10 protein-coding genes are annotated in these 12,470 nt (G+C 29.9%); all 10 read right to left on the bottom strand.

The genetic code is table 11. The features are described 5' to 3' along the window. Positions 1-21 precede the first annotated feature (21 nt). Entirely contained in the window at positions 22-927 is a 906-nt protein-coding gene (locus CSPA_RS28805) for a sigma factor-like helix-turn-helix DNA-binding protein (RefSeq protein WP_015395945.1), read from the bottom strand. Between the two features lie 137 nt (positions 928-1,064). Continuing rightward, positions 1,065-1,346, bottom strand: coding sequence for a hypothetical protein (locus CSPA_RS28800; RefSeq protein ID WP_015395944.1), 282 nt, complete (start codon positions 1,344-1,346; stop codon positions 1,065-1,067). After that, entirely contained in the window at positions 1,327-1,695 is a 369-nt protein-coding gene (locus CSPA_RS28795) for a hypothetical protein (RefSeq protein ID WP_015395943.1), read from the bottom strand. Before CSPA_RS28795 ends, CSPA_RS28800 begins: the two co-directional genes overlap by 20 nt. Positions 1,696-2,234: 539 nt before the next feature. Next, the gene (locus CSPA_RS28785; RefSeq protein WP_015395941.1) at positions 2,235-3,464 is read right to left on the bottom strand and encodes a hypothetical protein; all 1,230 of its coding nucleotides are present in this window, start codon (positions 3,462-3,464) and stop codon (positions 2,235-2,237) included. Further along, positions 3,445-4,284 (bottom strand): hypothetical protein, encoded by an 840-nt coding sequence (locus tag CSPA_RS28780; protein WP_015395940.1) that lies wholly within the window; start codon positions 4,282-4,284, stop codon positions 3,445-3,447. Before CSPA_RS28780 ends, CSPA_RS28785 begins: the two co-directional genes overlap by 20 nt. A gap of 1 nt (position 4,285) precedes the next feature. Next, positions 4,286-6,703, bottom strand: coding sequence for a hypothetical protein (locus CSPA_RS28775; protein WP_015395939.1), 2,418 nt, complete (start codon positions 6,701-6,703; stop codon positions 4,286-4,288). A 1-nt stretch (position 6,704) separates the two neighbouring features. Then, a complete protein-coding gene (locus CSPA_RS28770) occupies positions 6,705-8,507 on the bottom strand; it encodes a hypothetical protein (RefSeq protein ID WP_015395938.1) in 1,803 nt (600 codons plus the stop codon). Positions 8,508-8,518: 11 nt separating this feature from the next. Then, positions 8,519-10,702, bottom strand: coding sequence for a hypothetical protein (locus CSPA_RS28765; RefSeq protein ID WP_015395937.1), 2,184 nt, complete (start codon positions 10,700-10,702; stop codon positions 8,519-8,521). Between the two features lie 132 nt (positions 10,703-10,834). Next, positions 10,835-11,953, bottom strand: a complete 1,119-nt coding sequence (locus CSPA_RS28760) for a GH25 family lysozyme (protein ID WP_015395936.1) — start codon at positions 11,951-11,953, stop codon at positions 10,835-10,837. A 26-nt stretch (positions 11,954-11,979) separates the two neighbouring features. Beyond that, positions 11,980-12,468, bottom strand: coding sequence for a hypothetical protein (locus CSPA_RS28755; protein ID WP_015395935.1), 489 nt, complete (start codon positions 12,466-12,468; stop codon positions 11,980-11,982). Between the last annotated feature and the right edge of the window lie 2 nt (positions 12,469-12,470).

Below are 12,470 nucleotides of genomic sequence, written 5' to 3'. Positions count from 1 at the left end.
AAGTATTTGTATTAACTAATATTACTCCACTTTTCTATATTTCAAATACTCCCCTATCTTTGTCTTGGCAATATTTCTTCTTTTATTTATGCTGCCTCTACAGATGCCAAATTTATCACCTATTTCTTTGTCGGTAAGATTATCTATATACCATAATTTAATAATTTTACGTTCTAAAGGAGTAAGGATCTTAAAGGCTGTGCTGCAAGTAATACCATTTATCCAGTTGGTATTTAAAAAAGTATTATTATATGTATCACTATTTTCTTCCCCGTAAGCCACTGGGATAGAGGAAGTTTTAATATCGTAATATACAGTTATCTTATTTAAAGTATAGTCGTTTTCGACTTTTGATTGCACATCTTCCAATATATCTGCAAAGGTAAGATTGGTATCTTCTACAAACTTAATTGATTTAATTGGTGTAGAAATACTTACAGAGCTTCCACGTCCAATGGGATCTCGTATAGTTTTCTCCCAGTACCTATAGGCATAATAGTGGAAATTTTTATCTATATAGGTATGAAAACTAGGCCTTACATCCTTGTATTTCTGACACATATTAAAAAATATTATTTTCAAATCTTGTTTTATATCTTCAGAGCTTGACTCATGAAAAATATTCATGATTGTATTAATTGTTGAGAATACTACATTCTTCCCTGCATATTGATTATAAAAATGAGAATTTAATAATTTTCTATCTTTAGGATCTTCAACAAATAGCTTTATAAAGCTTCTTACAGAATAGTAATTTAAATTGTATTTACCATACTTTATTAGTACTGCATAATTGGATAAGAATTTTGCAAAGGACTCCAATAATTTATCTGCAGCATCCATTGAACCATTTTTATATTCATATACTAAGTCATGTACTCTTTGATAATCTTTGCTATAATCAACTTCATATTGTTTATTTCTCATAAAAGCTACCTGAATAATTTAGTGATGGGATTAAGACTAACATTATTCTCCCTCTCTTCTTAGATCTTTTCTCCAAACCGCCTTGTTCTTACTAAATTTTTAGAAGTGGCAGTTTTATCAGTAGTATCTGAATTTATTTATTCCTCTTCAAGGCGTCTTGCAGCCTTTTTTCTTTCATCTATAAGCCCTGGAGTTCCCCTGTCAGCTTGATTTAACATAGCTTCCTTACACCAAGGATGCAAATGCCATTTAAATTCAAATTTTCTTTGAAAAGAATCTTTTGAAAATTCACTTGGATATATTATTTCGTTGCAATACTGGCAAATAATAGGCTGACCTGGTTCAGGCTTTTTAGGTATATTTTGCCCATTTCTTGTATAATCCTCAGCATTCATATTATTATCTAGCACTATTTTCATTGTTTATCACCTGCTCTCTCTTAGCTGCAATAGCTTTTAGCTTATCAATAGTTTCTCTTGAAACCTGTATAGTATTGTTTTCTCTTTTTATCATGTGCTGTCTATCCATATATTTATGGGTGCACATTGGTATTTGGCAAAGTTCACATTTAATATATAAATGGCTTGCCTTATTCTCACATTTACTGCATATAGGACATGGATTGTATCGAGGACATGAAGTGAAGCATTCCTTATCCTCTTCAAATATTTCTTTAGTTGTCTGATGCTTATGCATATTATCTTTAATTTTTGTAACCAGCTTTTTCTCTGCTGCTGCTTGCTGCATCTTAATAAATTCTTTATTCATACTATTCTCCACCACTTTATATAGTTACTATTGTATTTGTATTATAAATGAGTTCCTTTGATTTCTTGTATAAAATTATAGTATCTTCATCTATAAAATTCATAACAGAAAAGATATCTGCACATTTTTTTAACAATTGAGGAAGAGTATATATCTTTTTAACAATACATTTTGTATTGGAATTGAATACGGAAAATATTATATCTGAGTTTTTGCTTAACTCAAAATTGATGTAAATACTGTCATATTCAGAGCTTGGAACATTGTTGATTAATTTTTGAGCACAAACTTGCTCCAGGGTGCTTAATAAATAATTTAAATTTTTCATTATATTCAGTATTCTGTCTTCGGACACTATAAATCGCCTGCCTTTAATGTAATTTAGTAAAAGTACTTATGAATCTTCTTAAATATATATAGTCGAAATAGACTTGAAACTACATAAGAGAATCCATTGATTCATAAGCCCTTTACATATTTAGAATCAATATCCTTTATATATAAATTATAGCAAATTACAATAATATTACAATCTAATATTAGCTATTTTTTTTATATATAATTTCTATTTTTCTAATATTCATTTCGTCATAACTTTCACCAAAAATACATTTTACCTTGATATTGCTAGTAGCAGGCGTAAATGGGAAGGTATCTGTTATCTTATGATATTCATCATTATTGTCTTTATAAAAGAAATCATAATTGAAATCTTCATAATACATGCTTGAATCGCTGCCATTGTTAAAGTATGGCTTAATACCTGTTATTTCATAGCCATCTGTATCAGGAATCTTGGTTTCAAATTCAAAGGAAGAAGTTTCATAATCGCTATAATAATTAATAAAGCCAGTTACTTCTTTAAGTCCATATAAAAAAGTCCTGTAATTACTTTCGACTTCTGTATATCTGCTTGCTTCAACGGTTATTTTTATTTGATTTATTTTTCTGCTTTCAAAATTTAATTTAAAAGGTCTTATGGATTCTATATCACTATCTTGTGAGTTAATGCCTGCATTAGCTGTAGCAGGATTATAGTTTAATCCATCAATAAGATCCCAGGCAGCAGAATCTCCATATCTGCAATATACTTTAGTAACTTTGCAAAGGAATGGATTAATGTATAATTCATTCATTAAAGGGGTTGTCATTATTTCTTCAGGCAGAGTTATTACATAGTTTGTTGTTAATTTTTCTACTGAATTATCAGTAACTACCCTTCGTGTCCAGTATAAATTTTCGTCTTTATAAAATGGAGAATATATATCATTATCGCTTTCAGTTATTATGCCATTAGAATCTTCATTTATTATTGTGACATTTAAGGTGTCTGGAAGATATACAGAATCAGCTGCTTCATCAAAAATAACAAATTTAGATACTTTTAAAGTTGGTCTTTTGGTGATACTTGAAGTCTTTGTTTCTATGACTGCCCCATAGTTTCTGTCATCTGTAGTGCAGGAAGATGGAGTTATTAGCAGTCTTCTTTCTGTAGCACTATTTTTAAAGTCTTCATATTGAGTGAGCAAATCATTATATTTTTGAAGCATAATTTTGTTTAAGGAAGTTAAATACGTATTTTCTTCTTTAATAAAGTCCATATTTCTGTTTAATAATCTTTCAATTGCATTGGTTTTGTTATAAAGGTCAAGAATATCAGCTAATATTTCATTTTGATTTTCATTATGTTCATCACTTCTGTTAATTGATTTATAACCAAAGTTTTTTCTATTTGCACTTGGTATATTATTAATTATTACGTTCTTCATATTTTAATTCCTTTCTTATATCCTCCATGCTACTTTCTATGGTTTCTAGTAAGTTTGTAAGCTGTACATTAATGGTTTCAGGTTTATCTAAAAAGCCTTTTTTGTAGTTTTGTAAGTATGAAACTCTCTTTTTTAGCTTATTTATATTATTTTTGATTTCCATTATGGCAAAGTCTTTTTTCTTTGACTCATGAGGGCCTCTATATCTATTGTTGTATCTTATTGCATTTGGCACATCTAAATGCTCTTCTTTTTTGAAGATAGTATTATCTATTACAAATCTAGCACTAACTTTATCAGTTTTTATATCACCAAGCTGAGCATATAAATAAATTATATATTTACCATTGTCCATATTAGTGAATTCTGCAAAGTTAGCTGTTGTTTCTGTGAATTTATCTTGCTTATTTAAAGGCATATCAGCTTTTTTAATTAGGTAGAAATATTTGTCTGGAACCTTTTTAATATATATCTGCACTTGGTTTGAAGCAGATAGCAGATTATCATTTACATCATAGATATAGACAGAATACACATAATTTCTGATATTATCTGGATTATTTACAAAGGATATTTTAATTTTCCCAACTTCTCTTTGAAGATCTATTGATATTTGAGGAACCTTCATATTTTTTGTTACTAACACACTATTATCTAAATAGGATGTAGTCTTTTGATCTTGTATTTTATTAGAGGCTGCATCTGTTTCTAAGATTCTTCTGTAGATCTTATAATGGTCAGCCCCTATATCGGTTGTTGTCCAATTTAAAGCAACTGCATCATCCTTGTCAGGATAGTTATATGTTAAAGTTGTAGCCATTTTATTCACCTACTATCTTTATAGAATTAATTGCTGGAGATACTGTGTAATCAGCAGTAGATAATTTTGCCATGATTCTAAGTCTCACGTTTGAATTTCCTTTTGCATTTTTAAGGTATTCCTTAGTTGAATTAAGCATATGCTTATAAGTAATATACATTCTAAAGTATGGAGTATTGTTCATATAAACTTCTTGAGAATGATATGGAGGATAATGTCCATCATCTGATGGTTTAAGCACATCATTGTTTTCATCATATATAGGGCCATCACCAGGGCCGTCATCCATAGCTTTTTCTTTAGTGTTATAATCCATATCTCCCATAGCCATCGGTACGTCTGGGACGTTTACTTCTAGGTTTAGGTTATCATAGTAATGAGGATCTTTAATCTTTTCAGCTTTATTTTTTAAATCAAAAACAGTTACTATGACATTTTTAAATTCTTTTACACGAGGAGCTTCATTTTTGGGATGGCTGCTTATATCTTCTTTTTTTACAGAATAGTATTTTAAGGACTGATTACTTATGTTTTTTATAAGGCTATTGTAATTTATTCTCTGCATTTCAGGGCCAGCATATAGTTCCTTGCAATAAGCTAATAAATTAAAATTGTGCTTTATTTTTTTCACATCCTTAGTTTTATCCTCATTATCTAAGTTTGTTAAGTCATGATTAATTAATAAAACCATTATTTGTATTAGATTTTCTCCAGCATTTAACTTAAAGCTGTATTTATTATTTTTAGGGAAGATTTGCCTTCCATTTATCAATACCATTGCATTAAAGGTTTCAGTTGTAACATCATAGGTAATATATCTATTTTCAATTATGGTTTCTTGTTCACATATGGCATATTGACTCATGATAAAATAGTTATTGACCCTTTCACATCTTATATCCATAACTGTAGAATCTAACGGTGCTATATCTGTAACCCTTGCCTTTGAGTAATCATCAGTATGACATACTTTATCTGCTGGAACAGCATCATGTATTATGTGCTTATCCTCAGGAATTCCTTTATTAGGATCAGCTTTAATATCTTCTATAGACTTATTTTTATATCTATCATTTACATCAAGTCTTTCAATGAGCCATTGGGAATGACCAGCTCTTAGATAAATAGAATTTAAATTTGTATTATCTGGCAAGGGGTAAACCTTAAAGTAATATTGTTTATTTACTTTGTCATATCTAGCTAGTTCAGAAAACTCAAATTTTTGTGTTTCATAGGTTAATATTTCTTTTTCATTGGTAAGAAGGCCTAAATCAACATTGCTTCCAGCTTCAACATTCTTCCATTCTACATCATCGTTTTTGTTTTCAAAGCCTACAAAATAAGCTATATCAGTATGTGGAGGCAGTTCATGAATTGGATCTACTGTAATATTTGATACTGGCTGCTCCATTTCTATGGTTTTACTTGTAAATACACTGGATTTCTTGTATTTATCATTATAAACAGATAAATTGGAAAACATATAATAGCAATAAAATTCGTTATTATCATTATCCATGTAATCAAAACTTGTTTTTTCAAAGATAATTCTAAAGGCTTTCATATTCATAGCATTAAATCTCCAAGACATACTTGAATCCCCAGCAATATTGCTTTTTTCAAGAAAGTTAGTGCCATCCTCTGAGATAAATAATTTAACGTTAGTGTTGTATAAGCTACAGCCATTTAAACATATTCTTGAAGCCTCATGATTTTCTGCAAAATCAATTTGAAGGGTTAAGGTTCCAGGCTCTTTATTTGAAGTTACTGTAGATATTGTAAGCATATCAGTTATTATTTCACTTAGAATTGAAGTTATATCTTTGTTTAAAATGACTTTAGCATTACTGCTATCAACACTTATGGTTCCAGTTGTGCTTATATCAACTTTATCACTTGGAGTAGACCTTAGCTCATTTCTTAAAATTGATATATCATAATCTATTTCACTTGTACTTTGAGGAATATTATGAGTAATTAGATTTCGTGTACTAACCATAGATAAATCATTGAACTTTATTATATAAGGTTCATAAGCAGTTTTAGTTTCTGTATATTTTTTTAAGAGCTCTGTTTGAAGAATTAATTTATCTAAGGAATGGTTAGCTTCCTCCATTTGCATATCATAATCCCCATTAATAAGCACTTCATAATTAGTTTGAGTATTGTATACCTGAAAGGCATTTTTCAAGTCCTGTTCTATGTTTTTAAACATATTATTATAATCTTTTTTATCAGATCTAACATATTTCTTTAATGTAATTGGCTTAAAATAAGGAAGTCCTGGAGTTTTGTTTTCAAAGAATTCAGTTATTCTCTTATTAACTTGATAATTTGTTGCTCCATGACCTTCTTTTAAAAGTTCTAGGGAATACTGTTCATCTTTTTGCCTAAGTTGATATTCTTGCATATTAATCATATTAAAAGCTCTCCTTCCCGCTTATATCTAAATTGTAATTGTAGACTATTGGTGTCTCATCAATAATATCTTCAGGTCTCGAAAGCTCTATTTTTATTATGAAGCTGCTTGGTGAAGTCAGCATATCTACATAAGTAATGTTTGGATTACGGTTTAATACTGCTGAGTCGGAATTTACAATAATAGTACATGATCCACTTGAAGCCTTATGACGTGGATATATACGATGCCATTCCCCTCCATTATCAAAGCTTATGGAATATTGAATAAAGTCATTTATATTTCCTGTAGCAGGGACATAATTATTAAAGGAATTAGGAATATAATCTTCTGAATTAAATATTAGCTGTTTTATTGGATTTGAAGCAGTAAAGGTCTTAGAAATATAAGTTCCAATTTTTACATATTTTCTATATCTAACATCAACTGCACTTATTCCTATGCTGTATCTATTAGCATTTACAGGTTCTCTTTTTATTAAGTTTCCATCAGAACTTATAGTGTTATAAAAAAGCTGTGCTTTTACATAGGCATCATCCAAAAAGTTTTCCGTATCAGCAGTAGTTGGATAAATTGTGCGTCTATTTCTTTTATCATATTTAAGGCCTAGGAGTTCAATACTTTGAAGTGGAGCTTCAACTTCTACATAGCCTTGTAAATCATCGCTATCATATTTTGATACCCTGGTTGGATCAATGTTGATTCCGTATTGCCTGCATACTTGAGTGCTTACAAATTCTGTTTGAATAAGTTCTAAAGTTACATATTTAACCTTTTGGCTGGAAAATGGGATTACAAGTGTACCAACTAACTCTCTATTTAATTCTATAATTTGAAGTAACCCTAGGTCATCTGAAACTATTACCTTATGTAATATTGGATTAGCAGTTTCATTGGTTTTAGGTGCACCTTTTATTACCACGTAATTAGAGTTGTTTTCTGATTTTAAGGTTAACTTTAAATTTAAATAAAGAGTGTCATCATCTGTTACCCATCTTATTCCCTCAGTATAAGAAAAACCTATCATGGATGTGTCTTCTTTAATAGAGTCTGAAATATTATACATTTCAAATTCAAACCAGTTTGTAGAGGTATATGAAGAAGCAGTATTATTATTTACATTATTCTCTTTTATAGCAGATAACTTAATGTGAGTGTTGTTTTCACCTTTAAAAGTGAACTTATTATTTATAGTTCCAACAGTGTTATATACCTCATGAGTGTTACCTGGAAAGCCATTTGAGGTATTTAGGATTTCTATGTCTATATTGTTATCTGAAATAGACTGACTGTTAACAATTCCTAGCATTAAGGCATTTGAGGAAGTATCAATAAAAGAATTCTGTGCTTTATAGCCTGTACCATCACTAAAATCATCTGAAATAATAATATCTGAGGCTTTTCTTATGGCAGTAATTTTATTTTTTATAAAATCAGTTGTTGCAGCTATTTGGTCAATTCTATTTACAAGTATATCTATAGAGTCTTCTGTTTTCTGCCTGCTGGAATTTAAAGTTTCATAATTGCTGCTACACCCTTGAATTACTGTATTCATATCATTTATTGCATTTTCAATCATAGCTGTGTATTCCTCATAAAAAGGAACTGAAGCTGCAGGTATGAATTTCATAGTAGGCTTTCCAAGCTGTTTATAGAACTCTAAAATGGCATTTTTTAACTCATAAGCATAATCTGTTTGGGTTTTTATCTGTCCATTTTGGTATTTAAATTGTATTTTTGCTACTTCCTGTTTAAGTCTTGAATCTAAAGCAGAATTATTTTGTCTATACTCATATCCATTCATTTTATTGCCTCCTAATAAGTTTCAATATCATACTTTATCTCATTTAAAATTGGAGTAAGCCATCCATCCTTTGAGGAATTTCTTCTAAATATAGCTTTAGTTCTAAATTTAGAAATCAAATGCCTATAAGAAATATCTACTATATAATTTTTAGGAATAGGCTTGTTAAAATATATTATGTTCTTATAAACATAGTATTGATAAGTTCCATCTCCTATAAAATTCTTGTAGCTAATGCTTTGATTTGCGGCTTCTGTTATATTTTTAACTTCTATTTCTGTACCTGTAGTATTTTTACTAAGATCAGTAAGCTTTACACTACAGTAGTTATCTGTGTCATCTATATAAGGTTCATCATTAAGTTTAAAAAAGGTCTTATTGTTGCCATCAAAACTTTCAATGGAAGTTGCTAGCTTTTGACTTAAATCTAATATATTAGAACCATCAATAGGCTTATAATTTACACTATAAACAGCATCAAAATCGTAATTATTTATTCTAATTGCATAATAGTGACCAGCAGAATCTTTAGAACAATCTTTTTCAAAGACTATAGTATTATCCTTTTTTAAATTAATAGGCACACCATTCTTCATAACATTTAAAATTTCATCTGTTTGGAAGCGCAAATAAGCATAATTTCCCCCAGTAATTTCTAAAAGCTCTGACTTTATTTCTGTAACTCCTTGAGGAAGTATTGGAAGCCAATCCTCCATAGTTGGATTTTCTGAACCAGCTATATAATATTCAATGTCAGTAATATAATGATTCAGGCTATCCCTTTGATGAATTTCATCAGTATAAAGCTTAATTGTTCTTATGTTATTGCCAAGATTAATCATTTTAGATACATAAAAACCTGCTCTGTCATAATGGTTGTTATAGCAGCTTATATAGTAAAAACCATAGTTATAATCATATTTAATGACCTTTCTATTATCTTTTTCATCCCCTATTATAATGGCTGCAAGATCCTTGTTTTCATTTTTTACTATCCTATCATTTACATTGTCCCAAATAGTCGAATTCAACTCTCTATCGCCATAAGTAGGTTGAAATTCAGCTTCTAAAACCTTTGGTTTAACACTATTTTTACTATCAAACCATAAAGAATTTTTGTATACATCCTGAGGATTGTACAAATAAGTTTTTCTTAAATAATGCTCCTGTACAAATAAAATATAAATTTTCTTACATAGAATATCTGGAAATTTAAAACTCACTTGTGATTTTGTAAATTTATCTTGAAGCATTTTTTGCTCATTCTCAGGCCATACTAATTCTGTAAGTGGCTCGTCTTCATCATCTGTTTGCTTATATCTTACAGCAACTATTCTAATTGGATAATTACAGCAAGGATTTAATACTAATTCATTTACTGTATTTACACTTTCAAAGTTAATTTCAAGCTCGCATACAGCCCCATTGTCAATGTCATAGTAATAACCATCTCCAGCAAAAAGTACACTAGGTTTTTTGTCTATAAAGCTTACCTCTAATTTACTATCTGAAAGGATACTTGTATTCCAAAAGTCAGTTTCACTGTCATCTAAGCAGTTTTCAATATTAGTTTCGTCATTTTTTAAATTAGTAAACCCTCTGCCAAGCTGGAAAAAAGGTGTAATATACGCTGTTTCAACCTTGTCATCATAACGCAAGGAATTATCCTGCCTTAATAAGGGCAAGGTAAGCCTATGTTCTTTATTTTCATAATTGCAGTAACAATAGCTTGGAAAGTATCCATCATACCTTGTTTTTTGTAGACTCCTTGTCGTATCAAAACTATCTGCTGTTCTAAATCTTTCAATGTGATAGGCAGGCATATAGATACTTGTTAAGGAGTGTCTGCAAGCTTCTAAAGCATCGCTGATTTCATTTATACGTGAATTCACATAGTTTATATAGGAAGAGTAACTTACATTGTATTTTGATAAATCTTCCCCTATATTATTTAGCACCCCATAAGTTGTAAGAAGATCAATATATAATTTATTCATTACATTATTTATTGAATCTGCATCAATTGTTATATCTCCAGAAGGTGCATTTGATATTAAAGTATTGGCCTTTATTTTGGAAGTTAAAGCCTGTTTTAGTGCTTCTTTTTCATTTTCAGTTCTTGCATTACTGCTTAAAGTGTCTACTACATTATCGATAATGCTATTTTTTATGGTATCTAAATTTAAAAAAGTCAAAATAATTCTCCTTTCGAATAATAAAAGGCAGCTAGAGGTTTTCTAGCTGCCTTGTAGCTACTAGATAGCTACTTCTCTTTATATTATTTTAACATGTCGAATTCGACTATGCAATAAATATTAAATATGAATTTATTTTTCTAAAGTATTTTTAGTTGCAACTCCACTTGAATCTATTATGTAATCATAGATTACAGTATCATGTGCCATTTCACCTGTGCTGTATAATAAATAATCTTTTCCATCTAAATTAATCCAGCCAGTTCTCATTTCACCTTTGACATAGGAAGTATTAGTAGTAGAATCTGTAAAATTATCTACTTGTAAGTAGTACCATTTATCATTGATTTTTTGCCAGCCTGTCTGCATAGCTCCAGAGTCATCAAAATAGAACCATCTTTTATAATTACTATCAAATACCCAGCCGGTTTTCATAGCTCCATCATTGCTTCCACCTAAGTAATACCAGTTACCATCTTTTTGCTGCCAAGAATAAAGCATATATCCATTTTCATTAAACAAAAACCAAGCAACATTATCAGCATCATTATTTTTTATAGGAAGCTTAGCCCAAGAATTTTTAGGATAAGTTCCATCTTCATATTCAAACCACCAGCCTTTAGAATCAAGCTTCCAAGTTCCTTTAGAAGTTTGAAATTCTAAGCTTATTACACCATCTGTAAAGACATTTAAATCTCCAGAAAAAACACCCAAAGTACCATTTTCAGTATACTGATGTCCAACAATTTCAATACCAGCTGAAGCTAATGCATCATTTGCAACACTATCTAAATCTTCACGATTATTGTAATTGGCCATCCATGCTTTCCTGAACATGCTTAAAGACGTATTATTTAAGCTTGATAAAAAGCCTGTATAAGTATAAAGTAATAATTCCTTGTTTGAATACATTGAAAAAGCAGCCACAAATCTTTGAACGTAATCATTAAGATTATCAAAATTTGTTTCTACATCTAAGCAAGGCATAAGTTCAAATTCGTAGCCTTGAATTTTTTCAGCAAAGTTTTTAGCTTGGTCTTCAGGATCGCTTGTACTTACTAGGAAATGATAAGCTCCTGATTTAGCTCCTACAGCCTTACACTGATTATAAAATCCATCCATATAAGAGTCTTTAAAAGTTCTTCCTTCTGTAGCCTTTAAGTAAATATACTCAGCCCCGCTATTATAGGCTCCATTTATATCTACATTTCCATTATTATTTGAAATATCTATTCCAGTAATTAATGACATATAAAAATCCTCCCTTGATTTTATTGCTAAGCTTGTACAGATTCAGATTCAGTTTGAATTTTTGTTCCGTCGATTTCAGCAGCTGCAGCTGATTTATCGTCTTCTTGTAATTTATCAGCTTGAGTTTGTGAATTAGCAGTTGTTGTTTTAACTGAATTTTCATTTCCAGCAATTACTTGTCTTATATAATCTATTTCCCCTTGAGTAAGTGAAGGAAACTTTTGCAAAAGAAGATTATCAAAATAATCAGCCTTATTTTCAAATTCCTTTGTAATATCAGCGCCTATGCGGAAATTTTCATCTACAAGTTTCCAAATATCACAAGCTTTTTTAAATTGATCCTCATATTGACTAGACTCAATTTGAAGTAAAACATATTGAAAAAGATTATCTAATAGATCTTTTACATAAGGTCTAACTTTTGCAATTAAAGTACCTAGAGCTGCAATAACAACTGTTGTTATGATTTCACCAAAGTTAATGTTTGAAATAGCATTATTAATTATATCTAACATAT

The sequence above is a fragment of the Clostridium saccharoperbutylacetonicum N1-4(HMT) genome, assembly GCF_000340885.1.
Classification (GTDB): domain Bacteria; phylum Bacillota; class Clostridia; order Clostridiales; family Clostridiaceae; genus Clostridium; species Clostridium saccharoperbutylacetonicum.
The sequence above is the reverse complement of the archived record's forward strand: the minus strand, read 5'-3'. Positions and strand labels throughout refer to the sequence as shown.